Origin of the sequence: Levilactobacillus bambusae (assembly GCF_003124125.1) — a bacterium.
In the GTDB taxonomy this organism is placed as follows: domain Bacteria; phylum Bacillota; class Bacilli; order Lactobacillales; family Lactobacillaceae; genus Levilactobacillus; species Levilactobacillus bambusae.
Genome location: NZ_QCXQ01000001.1, coordinates 286,914 through 303,244 on the forward strand (window position 1 = coordinate 286,914; position 16,331 = coordinate 303,244).

Consider the following 16,331-nt stretch of genomic DNA (forward strand, 5'->3'; position numbering starts at 1 on the left):
TCGTCTAGCGGACCGCACGAAAGTCGACCTTTTTTCAACACTATGGTATATTGGGAACATCGTTTTAACTCTAAAGAAATCAGGTGACTTAATTGACTCAAAAACTGATCGCCCTTGATCTCGACGGCACAACCCTTAATAATGAATCAAAGCTTTCATCAAAAACTAAACGGGTCCTAACTTCGGCAGTTCAAGCAGGCCACATTGTCAGTATCGTAACGGGCCGGCCTTACCGGTTAAGTGCCGAGATCTACGATGACCTCCACTTAAACACGCCCCTCATCAACTTTAACGGGAGCCTTGGTCATATGCCCCATAACCAAAATTGGGATTTGGAATACCAATATACCATTGACCGCGGGATTGCGTTTGACCTGATGGCCCACCACTATGAATTCGGGATTAATTACCTCGCTGCAGAAGGTAAGTCGCTGTTCCTAGCGGCCCAGGATAATCCCATTCACCTCGGCTTTTTTCCAACGACCTTAGCCACTAATCAGATTCTAAGCCAAACCACCCTATCAGAAGACCCCACTAGCCTCACGATCGCACTCGACCGCGATAAACAGCCGGCCGTGATTCAATACCTTAACGATCACTTTGGCGATCAAGTGGACGTTGCTCCTTGGGGTGGCCCCGACTCCGTCCTCGAGATTGGTGCCAAGGGGATCCAAAAAGCTACTGGCGTTGAATTTATCGCCAATCAATATCAAATTGACCGGCAAAACATCATTGCGTTTGGTGACGAACACAATGATACCGCCATGATTGACTACGCCGGTTGGGGCGTCGTCATGCAAAACGGAACACCCCAACTTAAATCAATTGCCAATGATATTACGGAGGCCACAAACGAAGAGGACGGCGTTGCCAACTACCTCACAGACTACCTCGGTTTAGCAGAATAGGAATTCCACGGCACGCCAAGGGGCCCGGCAAATTCGGTGAACAACATCGAATTTGCCGGGCCCCTTTTAGGTTTTCTAACTAAATGATTAACCGGTGACTTGCTTAGATATCAAACTCTTCGTCATTGGTTTCTGGTAAGCCGTTTGATGGACGAACCTTCAACGCAATGAGTGCCAAACAAATCGTAAGCAACACTAGTGCGGCACTAATTCCTTGAGCAATGGTTAACGCACTAATTCCTGATCCCATAGCCTCGGATAGGCCCGCGTTTGAATACGTAATTGGCATGTACTTAGCCAACCCTGCGTACCCGGTCTTAACCGTTTGACTTGGGAAAATATTATTTGAAACACATAGTTGAATAAAGAGAAGTCCCGCAACAACCACCAGCCCAATTCGACCTAGGTAGAGTCGCAAGGTAACCTCAAAGAACATGACAGCCCAGGCTAAGAGAATTGCCACACTCATAAACCCGAATAAGTGAGCAGCGTGGGTCAATAAACCAAACGTCAAACTAAACAAGATTGCCTGGGCAGTAACAAGGCCCAGTAACTGTAAAATTTGACCTGGTGTTCTAAGTCGGCGTAAATGAGCGTAAATCCCAACTAGAACGGTAACTCCCGCGAACGTCATTAAGGAAACGATAAATGGTGTCATTGCGGCCCCAAAGGTTGGCATCGTACTTGTACTCTCGTGTGTTAACTTAGACGGACTCGCAAACATGTTCGCTGTCTTACTCGTGAGTGGTTGAGCCTGAACTTGATTGGCCCCGTCTTGAAGGGAACTAGCAAGTGTCCCGCCACCATTCTTTAACTGTTTAACCCCGTCCATTAACTTGGCTGAATTAGCATCCAGTTGAGAACCTCCGTCCACTAACTGGTTCACCCCGTTCATGAGGGCTGGCGTACTCCCATTTAACTGTTGCAGCCCGGCTGTCAGCTGGTTACTGCCATCAGCTAATCGAGTCACCCCAGATGTTAACGTTGGTACTTGCGCGTTAAGCGTATTTAATCCCGTTGATAGTTGACCCGAACCATTATACAGTTGGGCGACTCCCGACGTTAACGTCGGCACCTGAGCGTTTAACGTTCCGAGGCCGGTTGAAAGTTGACGGGATCCCGTATAAAGCTGGCTCACCCCACTCGTTAACGTTGGCACCTGACTATTTAATGATCCTAGTCCCGTTGATAGCTGGCTAGCACCCGTATAGAGTTGACTCACGCCGGAGGTCAACGCTGGAACTTTAGCGTTCACTTCGGTTAATCCGTTGGTAACCTGCTTCGAACCATCTAACAATTGGAAAACTCCTGAAGCAAGTATCGGAGTCTGGCCGTTCAAGGATGATAAGCCAGCGTTTAACTGTTGAGAACCATCGGCTAGTTTGGCCACTCCCGACGTTAACTCGGGTACCTGACCGTTTAGTTGGGTCAAGCCCGTTGAAACCTGACTTGAGCCGTTAAACAGCTGTGTAATTCCCGACGTCAAGGCTGGAACTTGGCCGTTAAGCTGAGCCGTTCCATCAGCTAGTTGACTGGTCCCAGAGAGGACAGCAGATCCGTTATCGCTTAACTGCTGAGTGCCATTCTTGAGTTCAGTCAACCCAGAAAGTTGACCCATAATACTATTCAGATCGACGTTTTGGAAACTCTTCTGTAACTGTTGCAACTGTGGAATTAAGGCCTCTAATTCAGGTTCCTTGGCCATTAAGGCTTGGAGCCCCTCAATCGTTTGCTGGTTACTTAATGCAGACAACAGCGGCTTTAAATCATTCATTGAGGTCTCTGTACTGGTGAGTTGCCCGGCTAGAATCGTTTGCAAGCTGGCTAACGTAGAGGCATTGGCCTTGGCTGCGGCCAACGCTTTAGCAGAGGTTGATGAAGTGGCCCCTGCAGTTGGCAGTGTCTCAAGGTTTTCACTAATGGCCGATGCCTGCTGACTAATTGCGTTCATGGCCGCCTGCTGATTCGTCTTCTGGTCTTGCAGTGAGGCAACGCTAGTTTGAAGCGAGCTAACCGAATTCTTAACGGCCGATAAATCAGTGCCACTCGTTGTTGAAGTTGACGTTGTCGAATTCTTAGATAACCCCGCCTTTAAACTAGCTAGATCACTCTTCAAGGCACTAGTATCCGGCGTTGAGGATGTGGTTTTAGTGGTTGAAGCCGACGACGATGATGTTCCCGCCCCGGATAAGGCACTCTTCATGGCTGCCGTTTGAGCACTCGTCATCTTTTGGGCACTGGCAACTGAATCCACTTTGGCGTTAATTTCAGCCTGCGTCATATGGCTACTTGAATCATTACTGGTCGAACTCGTCGTGGTGGATTGGTTAGTGAGTGCTGAAACATCGCTCTCTACCTTAGCCAATTGACTGGATACATTCGCCGAATTGGTTGATTGACTCGTTGTCGTGGTCTTGGTTGACGAAGCCGAATTGACCTCATCACTAAGGCTGGCCAATTGGCGTTGGACATCAGTCAGGTCGCTGTTCTTAGCCGATGTCGATAGGGTTGATGCAGACTGAGCCAAGCTATTGGCGGCCTGCGAAAGCTTCGAAGACGTCGTTGTCGACGTTGTTCCTCCATCAAGATCAATTTTATTAAGGTTGCTTTGAAGGGACGTTGTTTGGGACTTATACAGGGTTTGGAAAAGCTTCAAGTTCGACGTTACCTTTGATAACGACGCAATTTCACTCGACAATGTTTTCGCATCCATTTGACTTAACGCACTTAATGAACTCAGAGAACTTAAATTCAGTCCACTTACATCGGCGTTCTTTAGGGCGTCTAAGCTGCTAGTGTCAATGGCACTCGATAAATTCCCGTTGGCGTCTTCAGTCACTAACCCCGAGTTGGTGATGGCCGAATAAAGTTGTTGAACACCACCATTAACCTGGTAAACACCATTAACATATGTCACCATGTTATCATTTAAGGATTTGCTGCCGTCCGCTAATTTCTGGGTACCATCTGCCAGTTGTCCGGTCTTTCCGTTTAAGGTGCCCAGTCCCGCGGTAACTTGATTGGACCCCGTGGATAACTGAGAAACCCCGGATGCGAGCCGACTGGTACTGCCGTTTAAGGTGTTGATCCCGTTATTTAGACTCGTCGAACCCCCGTACAGCTTTGAAACCCCGGCCGATAACTCACCCGTTTTATCGTAAAGTGAGCCCAATCCGTTCGTGACCTGACCCGACCCCGTGGTTAGCTGACTAATTCCGGATGATAACGTTCCCGTACTACTATTCAGCGTTCCTAACCCGTTTGTTAGCTGGTTCGAACCGGCGTAGAGTTTGCTAACGCCGCTACCGAGGGCGCCCGTACTTCCGTTCAGGGTGCCCAGTCCACTAGTTAACTGATTTGAGCCCGTTGCCAACTGAGAAACACCAGATGCCAAGGCCCCGGTACTATCATTTAACGTCTTAAGGCCAGCTGTCTCCCTGTTCGCACCATTTGCCAGCTGGCTGACCCCATCGGCTAATGGACCGGTACTTTTCTTCAGAGTTCCCAGTCCCGCTGATAAGGTCTCAGACCCCGTGGTTAGTTTTTGAACCCCGGTTGGCAATGAGCTGACACTCGATTTTAAACTGAGCAGTCCATTGCTTAAAGTATGTACCCCAGTGGTGTAGGTGTTCATGCCATCCGTTAGGGTCACCGTGCCATCGCTTAACTGCTTAGCGCCGTTTGCGGCCTTCTGAAATCCGTCCCCCGCCGACTTAACCTGCTTGAAGGTGGCTAAGGCATAGGCCTTGGTGACCGCCGACTGAATCTGTGAGTTAAGTTTAGAGGCTGCCGTGTCACTAATGATTCGCCCAATGTAGTTAAAGGAATCATTGGTTTTATACGATAGCCGCATTTGCTTCGGTTTGGCGTCCGTCACGGTAGTCGCAGACTTCGAGAAATTCTTTGGGATTGTCACAACGGTGTAATACTTGTTGTGGGCTAATCCCGCTTGAGCCTGCTCGGCCGAGACGACCTTCCAACCAAGCTGGTGGTTCTTCTTAAGTTGATCCACCATGGTTTTTCCAACGGCCATTTTTTGGCCCTGGTAGTTCACCGGCTGGTCCAAATTGACAACCGCCACGGGTAACTGGCTGGTTTGTCCAAATGGATCCCAGATCGAGTGAACAAACAACGCGGCAGCGCCCACCGGAATCACAATGGCGGCCCCAATAGCTGCGCGTGTAGCTATTTTTTTGTCCATTTCACTAACTTCCCCAATTAATTAGTTAATGTCATGTCGTAGTTTAGTTAAAAATATGTAATGCCATTTATTAACCAAACTACTAAAGGTTCATGACATTACGTTTTTGAGTGTACACTTTTCCATTTTTTCAATCAATACTAAATTTTAAGGGTTAAACCTAGTGAAGTCCCTTTACTTGCGCTGGGCCTACATTCCGGTTAGGTTAGAAATAATGCAAAATATTTTATAGGGGGTTATTTTTATGCCAGCATACTTTGACTTTACGGCCGGTCGTGGTTACCAAGCAACCGATGAAACGGTCAAACAGCGTCAGCGTCATACGCAGTCGTTAACCTACCAACTAAGTCAGTTAGCACCCGCTGCCGAATCAGAACGAACTGCGGTTCTAAACCAGCTCTTCGGTGACTGGAACCCGTTAGTCTTCATCGGCCACAACTTTAACTGTGAGTTTGGCTTTAACATCCACTTCACGGGTCTCGCCCTGATCGATTTTAACGTCGTAATGATTGATACCGCACCCATTACCATTGGCAAATCCGTTTCCATCGGGGCGAATACCGTCCTCGCTTGTAACGAAGTTGACGTTACCATGACCGAAACTAACACGCGGGGGCAGTCGATTACCCTTGGTGATCACGTGGCCGTGGGGGCTAATTCAACCATTCTTGGCGGCGTCACAATTGGCGAAAAGTCGATAATTGGGGCCGGTTCTGTCGTTGTGCATGATTTACCCGCAAACGTCAAAGCAACCGGTAACCCATGCGAAGTCATCCACTAGGTTAGTCATAACCTTCTTTTAACCCATTAAATTAGGCGCATCCATCAAANNTTTGATGGATGCGCCTAATTTTACGTCCGCCACTTTGTCACAAAAATTTAGAGGTAGTCATCCTCTAACTGGTCAAGATCTAGCAGCGTTAAACGGCGACCCGACCGTCTAATGAGCTGATGACTCTCAAACCGGCGAAGTTGTCGCGATAGGGTTTCGGGGGTCGTTCCTAAAAACGTCGCGACGTCCTTTAATTTCATTGGTAAGTCGAAGGTTAACGAATCCTCACTTACCGAAAGGTCAACCAGAAATGTGGCTAGCCGTTCTTCAATTTTGGGCATGGTTAAAAATTGGGCCTGCCGTTCTAACTGGATTAATCGATGCGCCATCACCCTCATCAGCTTAAAGTTGAGGTCGGGATAAGTCCGTAACACCTGCTGAAAATCAGATTGGGTTAGCCGACAAACCACAGTGTTCGTCGTGGCGATCCCAAATCGGTTTTCATTAATTTCCCCGAAAAGCGCACTCTCACCTTCATACTCACCGGGGTGAACGATTGATATCAATTGTTCATGCCCCGTTGGCGTTAATTGGGTCACCTTCATCGCTCCGTTGGCCACAATAATGAGGGCGGCTTCTTGATCAGGAGCTAAAATTGTCTCATCCTTTTGCACGGACTGGTGGGTGACTAATGCATCAATTTGGGCCTGTTCGGTTTCATTCAATTGGTCAAACAACGGAACTATTCCGACACAGTGATGGACATCCATAACGTTAACCTCCCTTAATCTTCATCGTCTTCATCCATGGCTTCCTTAACGCTTTGACCCCGAATCTGCTGGTAAACCCGAATTTGATGTCGTAACCAGCCGTCAAGCTCCTTTAGGGTTAATTCTAGACAACTTTGGCCTTCCCGTTCAGCCAGTTTAATCGCCCGGGTTACGAATAGGGTTTGGGTCACCAGATCATTTACCACAACACTTAGCTGATTAGCCGTGGATTCAAACTTCAAGGCTCCATCTTCTTCTAACATGGTATAACATTGAAATTCTGCGGTGGTGGTTGGGATGGCTTCACCCATATCGCTCATCACCCGAGAAATTCGATTCACCCAGTCGTGTTCCGCCTGTTCCTGTTCTAAAAATAACATGGAAAGGGTTCGACTCTCAAGTCCTTTCACACTCCCGACCAGTTGACGTAATTTCTGACTGTGAATCGTTAAATTGGCTAAGACGTGGCCGGTCATTGCTCCTGCCGTTGGAACATGATGGTCGTGATCGACCTGACTTTGCTCTGCTTGCCACTGGTCGCTTGCTGTTAATGTCATCTGTTAGACCTCCCTTACTTTAACGGATAAGACTTCATAACCCTGATTTTTTACTGCATCGAAAAGTTGTTCCGAACTCGTTTGACCCTCATCAAAGTTAGCCTTCACTTTGCCAGCGTTAAACAAGACCTTTACAGAATCCACCCCAGGTTCAGCTTCAACCGCTCTTTGAATTTTTTGGAGACAAGACGGACAGCTTAATTCATCTAGTTGCATAATTATTTTTTTCATTTAGTTTTTCCTTCCTTTCAGCTCCGTTACCTTAGATTGTACGGGTAGTTGTCGTGATCTTCCTTGATAATCGTCAAGTTTAGTTTGATATTTTAATAATCGCATACTATTCAGAATTACGAGTAGAATACTTAGTTCATGAATAAACATCCCACTCGCCATGTTAACCACTCCAATCAACAGGCCCACCAACAGTAAACCGACTGTCCCGACCGCAATGCCAATATTTTCTGTTACATTGGCCATAGTTTTTTGGCTTAATCCATAAGCATGAACGAGACTATTAAAGTTTGCTGCCATCAATACAATACCTGACGTTTCAATGGCAACATCGGTTCCACTCCCAATGGCAATTCCGACATCTGCTCGGGCTAACGATGGACTATCGTTAATCCCATCCCCTACAAATGCCACGTGTTGGCCACTTTCTTGATACTGACTGACTAACCGTTCCTTATCCTCAGGCAGCAGCCCGGCGTGGACTTCCTCAATTCCCAGTTGATTTGCAATCGCTCCTGCAGTGGCTTGATTATCTCCCGTCATCATGACCAAGTTAGTTGCGCCAAGGCGCCGCAGTGCAGCTAAAGCTTGTGGAACATCCGGCCGGATTGGGTCAGTGATACCCATTAAGCCAGTTACTTGACCGTTTATAGCCACCCAAACGACCGTTTCCCCGTTTTTTTGCCAGTCCCGGCTTAAATCGATCTGACGTTGTGGTACCGTTATTTTCAACTGGGTCATTAACCTTTGATTACCTATGGCCACCTGCTCTGTGCCAACTTCGCCAGTAATTCCGGCTCCCTTAACAACGTTTACCTGATTGACCTCTTGATTTACAGGTTGAAAGGCCTCGATGAGTGCCTGGCCTAACGGATGGGTAGCCGTTTGTTCTAGGGTGGCCGCCAGTTTAAAGCCGTCATCGGCGTTGGGAACCAACCGGTCTACATTCACCACGCTAGGATGTCCCTCCGTGAGCGTCCCCGTTTTATCAAAAATAAACGTGGTGACCTGTCTAAACCGATCCATTTCCGCGCCACCCTTAACCAATATCCCATTTTTGGCACCATTTCCGATTCCAGCCACCATTGCAATTGGCACCCCGATGACTAATGCACCAGGACATCCTAATACTAAGATAGTAATAGCTAAGTTAAGATTTTTCGTGATCACTCCCACTAAAATTCCTAGAATGAGAACGGCCGGCGTGTAATAGGTCGCAAAGCGATCGATGAATTGCTGCTGATCAGATTGACCGTCCTGGGCCTCTTCGACAAGTTCAATGATTTTGCCAAACGTAGTTTCTTCTCCAACTCGGTTAGCTACAATGGTCAGTTGACCGTTATCTAGAGTAGTTCCCGCAAAGACTGAATCCCCTTGAGTCCGTTTAACCAGATCCGATTCTCCCGTCACCGCCGACTGATCTAATAATCCGGTTCCGGATGTTATTTCACCATCTACCGGTACTCGTTGCCCCGCCTTAACTAAGAGGAGGTCTCCAACCTCCACCTCCTCAATATCGACTTCGTGCTGTTCTTGATCCGTCAAAAGGATGGCCGTCTGCGGAGCTAATTCAGTCAGTTCCTTAATGGCCGCACGAGTTTTCCCTAAGGTGGCCTTTTCCAACCAACCTCCAAACAAAAACAGGAGGGTAACAATCGCTGCTTCGTGATATTCACCAATAATAAATGCCCCAATTACTGCAATACTTACTAGTAATTCAATACTAATGACCCGAACTCGTAATGCTTCGTATGCTGAAACGGCAATTGGGAGTTCTCCAATAATTCCTGCCGCAATGAGGCAAATGGCTGTCAGTTGTGACCAACCTGCAAGGTATCCGCTAAAACTAATCCCTAATAAAAATACTCCGCTGATCATTAGCTGAGTTTTATGTTGTGTTATCCACCGTAACATTTAATCGTCTCCCTTCAAGATAGACCTAGCATAACGAACCCCAATGAAAAAGGACTTGACCAACGTCAAGTCCTTAAAATTCTCTCAAAATTAATTTATACACGTTTTGAGACCGTTTTATTCAATTTTAATTCATTATTCATCCGTTTCAGCGGGGGTATGAAATGCCTGCGTTGCTGCAACCGCAGCCTGCCAGCCGGCATAGTGTCGGGCCCGGCTTTGGGGTGACATTTGGGCCTCAAAGGACTTGCCGGTGGTATGCAGCTTAGCGATTTCCTCTTGGCTATCCCAAAATCCGACGGCTAATCCCGCTAAGTAGGCGACCCCGAGGGCTGTCGTTTCCGAAATCGCCGATCGTTCAATGGTGGTATCCAAAATGTCCGCTTGGAATTGCAACAGAAAATCATTGTTCGAGGCCCCCCCATCCACGCTGAGCGACTGAATCTTCAGGTCTGTGTCAGCCTGCATGGTATCCACGACATCCCGAGTTTGATAAGCAATACTTTCTACGGTAGCCCGAACGAACTGTTCCCGGGTGGTTCCCCGGGTCAGCCCAAAGACGGCCCCTCGTGAATCCTGATCCCAGTAAGGGGCCCCTAATCCGGTGAAAGCAGGTACCACGTAAACGTTTCCCGTTGTTTCAGCGTCCACCGCCATTCGTTCGGAATCGGCCGCATGGTCAACGAGCCGCATCCCATCCCTCAGCCACTGAATAGCTGAGCCGGCAACGAAGATGGACCCTTCAAGGGCGTACGTTACCTTACCGTCTAATCCGTAAGCAATCGTCGTAAGAAGCCCCTTGGCGGACAAGGACGGTTGATCACCCGTATTCATCACAATGAAGGCTCCCGTCCCGTAAGTGTTCTTAACATCTCCCCGGTTAAATGCCGTTTGCCCAAACAGAGACGCCTGCTGGTCGCCCGCAATCCCAGCAATGGGAATGTGAACCCCGAGAAAGGTATAGCCCGCAGTATAACCGTATACGGAAGACGACTCCTTGACTTCTGGCAGCATCTGTCGCGGAATATGAAGGAGGTCTAAGATATCCTGATCCCAATCTAAATCCCCGATGTTAAACAGCATCGTCCGGCTGGCATTCGTATAGTCCGTTGCGTGAACTCGGCCACCCGTTAACTTCCATAGAATCCAAGTATCAATCGTTCCAAAAAGCAAGTCGCCCTGTTCGGCCCGTTCTCTGGCACCTGGGACGTGGTCCAAAATCCACATGATCTTGGTCGCTGAGAAATACGAATCAATTAGCAACCCCGTCTTTTCGTGAATCAGGTCTTCGTACCCCTGCCGTTTTAGGTCGTTGGCAATTTCATTGGTCTGTTTGGACTGCCAAACGACCGCGTGATAAATGGGTTCACCGGTCGTTTTATCCCAAATTACGGTGGTTTCCCGTTGGTTGGTAATTCCAATGCCCCGAATCTTGTAGGGTTGGATTTCACTATTAATTAAAACTTCGGAAACCACGGACTGCACCGCGTTCCAAATTTCATTGGCATCATGTTCGACCCAACCGGGTTGGGGAAAGTACTGGTGAAATTCCTTTTGTGCCTTACCAGCAATGTGCCCGTCACGATCAAACAGGATCGCTCTTGTGCTGGTCGTTCCTTCGTCAATGGCCATCATATATTGTTGATCATCCATGGGGATAGCTCCAATCTCACTCGTCCTAACTTCCGTGTTGCAGCGGTTAGGCCGTTTTCTACTCAAATCTGGTTCACCAATGGTTCCAGAAAATTCATTAAGCCTAGTATAACCGTTTCGGCGTAGTGAAAGCTACCCCTACAACAAACAAACCGTCATCAAAGCCTAATTTTTCGGCAATGATGACGGTTTAGTTTTTTATTAAAATTCGAGTTACTTTTCGTCGCTCTTCAGGATTCCAGCAACGGCATAACGGTCCTTTTGCATTTCATTCAGAATCACATGAACGTGTTCCTTGGGTGCATCAACGTCTTTAGACACCGCGTCAGTAACGTCCTTGACAAGGGCCTTGAGTTGTTCTTGAGACCGCCCCTCAATTAAATCAATGTGGACAATTGGCATTTTTTTCACCCCGCTTATTCAAACTATTCCTTATTATACGCAATTCAATTACCAACTGCAATTTTACATTTTTTAAATATTTATACGCAATTATTCATTTTAATAGTTGCGGTAAATCCGAGAAGTGATTATAATATCATTAACGCAAAATGATTTTTTAATGATAACTTTATCAGGGGTTCGGATTACTTTACGGTCTCCAGGTAATTGCACCAGACTATGTATAAAAAGGAAGGAATATACATGAACTATTCAGCCTGTACCAGCATCTTAATCGGCAAGGGCGCCACCGTTGACGGCTCCACCATTATCGGCCGCAATGAAGATTCACGTTCCGCCTGGCCCAAGCACATGGTGGTTCATCCCCACCGGACCTTTACTCAACCTCAAGAATTCCGGTCCAAGGATAACGGCTTTACCATGCCGTTGCCGCTTGAAGCGGCCAAATATACCGCTACGCCAGAGTGGACCGACCAATACGGCCTGTTTGAAGAGGACGGAATTAACGAATACGGCGTCGCAATGAGCGCTACCGAAAGTACCTACTCAAATGACCGGGTTCTCGGTGCAGATCCACTCGTCAAGGATGGCATCGGCGAGGAAGCAATGGTTACCGTGGTTCTTCCCTACGTTAAAACCGCTCGTGAAGGGGTGAAACGATTAGGCCAGTTAATTGAAACCTACGGGACTAACGAATCAAATGGGATTCTGTTCAGTGACCAAGACGAAGCGTGGTACTTAGAAACGGGTGCTGGGCACTACTGGGTTGCCCAGCGGATTCCAGACAATGGCTACGCCGTAATTTCAAACCAAATGGCAATCGAGCGCGTTAACTTTCAGGATTCGGATAATTTTATGTGGGCCACTCACCTTCAGGAATTCGTGACTGAAAATCATCTCGTTCGTCACCAGACGACTGATTTTAACTGGCGCGATACTTTCGGAACCCAAGACGCATCGGACCTCTACTATAATACGCCCCGGGTCTGGTACGGTCAGAAGTTATTTAACCCTCAGATCGATCAGGAACCCCAAAGCTTCAACTTACCGTTTATCCGCTACGCCGATCGACTCCTTTCGGTTGATGATGCACAATTTTACTTATCTTCCCACTACCAACAAACCCCTTATGATCCCGTTGGGACAGGTTCCGAAACTGATAAAAAGAAGTTTCGGCCCGTTAGTTTAGCCAAGACCCAAGAATCCCACGTCTTACAAATCCGACCTGAGTTTGAACCGGGACTGGCGGGAATTCATTGGCTAGCGATGGGGGTCGCCGCTGAAAGTACCTACGTCCCATTCTTTGCGGGAATCACAACTACTCCCGCCGAGTATCAGTTAGGCCAAAAAGATTACGATTCAAAATCAGCTTACTGGATCTTCAAGCACGCTTCCATCTTAGTGGATGCCCACTACAATACCTTCCTACCGGACTTAGAGGCCGTTCAAAAAGAACTGCGAATTGCCTTTAAGCAGGAAGTTAAGCACGTCGATGAGGTGGCTAAGCACCTGCACGGAACTGAATTAGCCGACTTTTTAACGGCGGAATCGGCCGCTGGCGCACTGGCAGCTCTTAAAGCTTACCAAAATTTAGCGGGGCTTCTCATCACTAAGGCCACCGACTTAAGCCCGCTAAACTATACCCAAGATATGAATCTTTAACCTAAATCAAATACGAGAGAAGTTTTTAATTTATGGAAAAGAAAGAAAAAATTGGCCTCGTTGGCCTAATCCTCATGATTTTCAGTGCCATTTTCGGGTTTGCTAACACCACCGTTGCGTACGATCAAATGGGGTACGCGGCCATCATGTGGTACGTCCTAGCCGCCCTCCTTTTTTTCTTCCCAAGTGCTATGATGCTGGCCGAATACGGGGCCTCCTTCAAGGAAGCTAAGGGTGGAATTTATTCCTGGTTAGCGGGCTCTATCAGTGAAAAATGGGCCTTTATCGGGACCTTTATCTGGTTGTCTTCCTGGATCGTTTGGATGGTTTCAACCGCTTCAAAAATTTGGATTCCATTTTCAACCACCATTTCTGGAACCGATAAGACGGGGACGTGGTCCATTTTTGGGCTTACATCGACGCAGACCGTCGGGTTACTGGGAATTATTTTATTCCTGATTATTACCTACTTTGCAACGCGGGGCATGGACTCCATTAAACGAATCGCATCCGTTGGGGGCGTGTTTACCATGCTTCTCTTCGCGGCCTTCATCCTAGCTAGCCTCGTCATTCTGTTTATTCACGGCGGCCGCTTAGCCGAACCCATCCAAGGGGCAAGCAGTTTTGTTCAATCACCTAACGGCGCCTTTTCCTCCCCCATTGCCGTCATGTCCTTTGTCGTATACGCAATCTTTGCGTATGCCGGGATGGAATCAATGGGGGGCGTGGTTGACAGCGTGGATAATCCCAGCAAAACCTTCCCCCGGGCGGTAATTATTGCGTCTCTCATCATGGCGGGTCTTTACAGTATTTCCATCTTTATGTGGGGAATTAGTACCAACTGGCATCAGATTCTCGGCGGAAACAACGTTAACCTAGGAAACATTACCTATGTTTTAATGAATAACTTGGGTTATGAACTGGGCAAGGGCCTAGGGTTAACCACCGCCGTTTCCATTCAATGCGGCATGTGGCTAGCTCGATTTACCGGGTTAAGTATGTTTCTCGGTTACTTAGGTTCCTTCTTCGTGCTAATCTACTCCCCGTTAAAATCATTTATTATGGGCTCTAACCCTAGCCTCTGGCCCAAGAAAATGACCAAGCTGAATAAAGCGGGAATGCCCGCCTACGCAATGTGGATTCAGGCCATCATCGTTTGCTTATTCGTCTTCTTCATTTCATTTGGGGGCGCAAACGCCCAAACGTTCTACCTGATCCTCACTGATATGGCCAATATCTGTACCTGTTTCCCCTACGTTTTCCTAATCGGTGGATTTCCGTTCTTCAAACACCGGACCGACTTAGAACGTCCCTTCGTCTTCTATAAAACGAAGGCGTCAACTTATATTGTCACCGGAATCTGCATGACAGTTCTGATCTTAGGGATGGGCTTTACCGCCCTGGAACCAATTCTTGAGGGTGACTACCAGACCGCTTTTTGGACCATCTTTGGCCCCGTTTTCTTTGGAATTGTTGCCTGGATCTTCTATAAGTGGTCGGGCCGCCACAGTGCCCACACTGTGATAGAAGTGAATGAAAAATAAATCTTTTCTCATTTTTAGGGAGCTAAATCTTCGGATTTAGTTCCTTTTTTTGGTGAAAAAGTTAAATTATGAGAAAACCTTCTCATGCAACTTTCTTAACACCTTGGTATAATTTTTTCTAAATAACGTTTTCTAAACGTTAATTAACTGACGGATTCTTCGTCAGTTGTTTCACCAAAATTTAATAGGGAAGAAGTTACTTCTATGGATACTAAGAAACAGATCACGTTAGCCGGCCTAGTCCTCATGATCTTTAGTACGATCTACGGCTTCGCTAACACGACGATTGCGTTCGACCAAATGGGTTATGCAAGTATCATTTGGTACGTATTTGCCGCCATCTTCTTCTTTCTTCCGGTTGCCATGATGTTTGCTGAGTATGGCTCAACCTTCAAGGAAGCAAAGGGAGGAATCTACACGTGGTTATCCGAGTCCATCAGTGAAAAATGGGCCTTCATTGGAACCTTTATCTGGTTGGCTTCTTGGATTGTCTGGATGGTGTCAACCTCTTCAAAGGTTTGGATTCCACTCTCAACCATGATCTTTGGTTCAGATAAAACCCAAACCTGGAGCTTGTTTGGTCTAAATTCCACCCAAACCATTGGGATTTTAGCCATTCTCTGGATCATTCTGGTGACCTTCTCCGTCACACGTGGGGTGGATTCTATCAAACGGGTTACCTCCGTCGGCGGAACGTTTGTGATGGCCCTAACGATTATCTTTTGGCTCTCAAGTCTCCTCCTACTGGTTCTTAACCACGGGGCGCTTCAGCAACCAATCAATGGCCTTAACAGCTTTATTCAATCGCCAAATCCCGGCTTCCAATCACCAATTGCCGTGATTTCCTTCGTGGTTTACGCCATTTTTGCCTACGCCGGGATGGAATCCATGGGGGGCGTCATTGACTCCATGAAGAACCCGGCCCGTGATTTTCCGCTGGGAATGTTAATCGCTACCGGGGTGATCACGGTGCTCTACTCCGTTTCCATCTTCTTTTGGGGGGTCAGCACCAATTGGCATCAGGTTTTGGGAGGCCACACCGTCAACCTCGGAAACATCACCTACGTCCTGATGAATAACCTAGGCTTTGAGGTTGGGCGAAGCATGGGTCTTTCCACTGCAGTAGCCGTTTCCATGGGTCAATGGATTGCCCGGTTTACTGGTTTAAGTATGTTTCTCGCTTACACCGGTTCGTTCTTCGTTCTGACTTACTCACCGCTGAAATCCTTCATCTTAGGAACCGATCCGAAACTCTGGCCGAAGAAAATGACCACCATCAATAAGAACGGGGTACCCGCATACGCAATGTGGCTCCAAGCCGTCGTTGTTGTTATCATCATCTTCTTTATCTCCTTCGGGGGATCTAACGCCCAAGGATTTTACCAGATCTTGACGGATATGGGAAACATCTCCACTTCCACTCCCTACTTATTCTTAGTGGGTGCCTTTCCGTTCTTTAAACGGCGGCAAGATTTGGAACGGCCGTTTGTTTTCTACAAAACCCGTGGCTTAACCAACTCAATTGTCGCGATCGTCATGACCATTCTGATTTTAGGAATTGGGTTTACCATTCTTCAACCCGTCCTGGTTGGCGATTGGAAGACTGCCTTTTGGACCGTCATTGGGCCCGTCTTCTTCGGGGCAGTTGCTTGGATCTTCTATAACTGGTCCGAACGCCGCCGAGGGTAATAATAGTTTCAAAGACTGGAACGTATGA

12 protein-coding genes are annotated in these 16,331 nt (G+C 47.5%); 5 read left to right on the plus strand and 7 right to left on the minus strand.

Translation table 11 applies throughout. The features are described 5' to 3' along the window. Positions 1-92: 92 nt before the first annotated feature. On the plus strand, positions 93-908 hold the full coding sequence (locus tag DCM90_RS01510; RefSeq protein ID WP_109249590.1) for a Cof-type HAD-IIB family hydrolase: 816 nt from the start codon (positions 93-95) through the stop codon (positions 906-908). 103 nt (positions 909-1,011) lie between these two features. Here DCM90_RS01510 and DCM90_RS01515 read toward each other — a convergent pair whose 3' ends face one another. Beyond that, entirely contained in the window at positions 1,012-5,109 is a 4,098-nt protein-coding gene (locus DCM90_RS01515) for a YhgE/Pip family protein (RefSeq protein ID WP_109249591.1), read from the minus strand. Positions 5,110-5,353: 244 nt separating this feature from the next. On the opposite strand from DCM90_RS01515, the gene DCM90_RS01520 reads away from it, so the two are divergent. Then, complete coding sequence (locus DCM90_RS01520; protein WP_109249592.1) at positions 5,354-5,890, plus strand: DapH/DapD/GlmU-related protein; 537 nt, start codon at positions 5,354-5,356, stop codon at positions 5,888-5,890. A gap of 98 nt (positions 5,891-5,988) precedes the next feature. Here the strand turns inward: DCM90_RS01520 and DCM90_RS01525 are convergent, their stop codons facing one another. The 6 genes from DCM90_RS01525 to thmT all read right to left on the minus strand — a co-directional run bounded on the left by DCM90_RS01525 (position 5,989) and on the right by thmT (position 11,408). After that, complete coding sequence (locus tag DCM90_RS01525) at positions 5,989-6,651, minus strand: Crp/Fnr family transcriptional regulator (RefSeq protein WP_109249593.1); 663 nt, start codon at positions 6,649-6,651, stop codon at positions 5,989-5,991. Positions 6,652-6,665: 14 nt separating this feature from the next. Continuing rightward, positions 6,666-7,208, minus strand: coding sequence for a ferritin family protein (locus DCM90_RS01530; RefSeq protein ID WP_109249594.1), 543 nt, complete (start codon positions 7,206-7,208; stop codon positions 6,666-6,668). Positions 7,209-7,211: 3 nt separating this feature from the next. Then, positions 7,212-7,439: a heavy-metal-associated domain-containing protein gene (locus tag DCM90_RS01535; RefSeq protein ID WP_109249595.1), complete on the minus strand. Its 228-nt coding sequence runs from the start codon at positions 7,437-7,439 to the stop codon at positions 7,212-7,214. Next, a complete protein-coding gene (locus DCM90_RS01540) occupies positions 7,440-9,353 on the minus strand; it encodes a heavy metal translocating P-type ATPase (RefSeq protein ID WP_109249596.1) in 1,914 nt (637 codons plus the stop codon). Positions 9,354-9,488: 135 nt separating this feature from the next. Next, positions 9,489-11,006 (minus strand): glycerol kinase GlpK, encoded by a 1,518-nt coding sequence (gene glpK / locus DCM90_RS01545; protein WP_109249597.1) that lies wholly within the window; start codon positions 11,004-11,006, stop codon positions 9,489-9,491. A gap of 213 nt (positions 11,007-11,219) precedes the next feature. Continuing rightward, complete coding sequence (gene thmT / locus DCM90_RS01550) at positions 11,220-11,408, minus strand: 2-hydroxymuconate tautomerase (RefSeq protein ID WP_109249598.1); 189 nt, start codon at positions 11,406-11,408, stop codon at positions 11,220-11,222. A 243-nt stretch (positions 11,409-11,651) separates the two neighbouring features. Here thmT and DCM90_RS01555 point away from each other — a divergent pair, with 243 nt between their 5' ends. From DCM90_RS01555 to yjeM (DCM90_RS01565), 3 genes are all read left to right on the plus strand, one after another. After that, the gene (locus DCM90_RS01555) at positions 11,652-13,070 is read left to right on the plus strand and encodes a C69 family dipeptidase (protein WP_109249599.1); all 1,419 of its coding nucleotides are present in this window, start codon (positions 11,652-11,654) and stop codon (positions 13,068-13,070) included. Positions 13,071-13,102: 32 nt separating this feature from the next. After that, positions 13,103-14,614: a glutamate/gamma-aminobutyrate family transporter YjeM gene (gene yjeM, locus DCM90_RS01560; protein WP_109249600.1), complete on the plus strand. Its 1,512-nt coding sequence runs from the start codon at positions 13,103-13,105 to the stop codon at positions 14,612-14,614. Positions 14,615-14,818: 204 nt separating this feature from the next. Further along, positions 14,819-16,303 carry a glutamate/gamma-aminobutyrate family transporter YjeM gene (gene yjeM, locus DCM90_RS01565; RefSeq protein ID WP_109249601.1) on the plus strand — a complete coding sequence of 495 codons (1,485 nt, stop codon included), beginning with the start codon at positions 14,819-14,821 and terminating at the stop codon, positions 16,301-16,303. Positions 16,304-16,331 lie beyond the last annotated feature (28 nt).

What these genes read in the sequence shown, in the direction of transcription:
- DCM90_RS01535 (WP_109249595.1), bottom strand. Translation starts at nt 7,439, where the DNA reads ATGAAAAAAATAATTATGCAACTAGATGAATTAAGCTGTCCGTCTTGT.
- thmT (WP_109249598.1), bottom strand. Translation starts at nt 11,408, where the DNA reads ATGCCAATTGTCCACATTGATTTAATTGAGGGGCGGTCTCAAGAACAA.
- yjeM (WP_109249600.1), top strand. Translation starts at nt 13,103, where the DNA reads ATGGAAAAGAAAGAAAAAATTGGCCTCGTTGGCCTAATCCTCATGATT.
- DCM90_RS01540 (WP_109249596.1), bottom strand. Translation starts at nt 9,353, where the DNA reads ATGTTACGGTGGATAACACAACATAAAACTCAGCTAATGATCAGCGGA.
- DCM90_RS01525 (WP_109249593.1), bottom strand. Translation starts at nt 6,651, where the DNA reads ATGGATGTCCATCACTGTGTCGGAATAGTTCCGTTGTTTGACCAATTG.
- glpK (WP_109249597.1), bottom strand. Translation starts at nt 11,006, where the DNA reads ATGGATGATCAACAATATATGATGGCCATTGACGAAGGAACGACCAGC.
- DCM90_RS01530 (WP_109249594.1), bottom strand. Translation starts at nt 7,208, where the DNA reads ATGACATTAACAGCAAGCGACCAGTGGCAAGCAGAGCAAAGTCAGGTC.
- yjeM (WP_109249601.1), top strand. Translation starts at nt 14,819, where the DNA reads ATGGATACTAAGAAACAGATCACGTTAGCCGGCCTAGTCCTCATGATC.
- DCM90_RS01515 (WP_109249591.1), bottom strand. Translation starts at nt 5,109, where the DNA reads ATGGACAAAAAAATAGCTACACGCGCAGCTATTGGGGCCGCCATTGTG.
- DCM90_RS01555 (WP_109249599.1), top strand. Translation starts at nt 11,652, where the DNA reads ATGAACTATTCAGCCTGTACCAGCATCTTAATCGGCAAGGGCGCCACC.
- DCM90_RS01520 (WP_109249592.1), top strand. Translation starts at nt 5,354, where the DNA reads ATGCCAGCATACTTTGACTTTACGGCCGGTCGTGGTTACCAAGCAACC.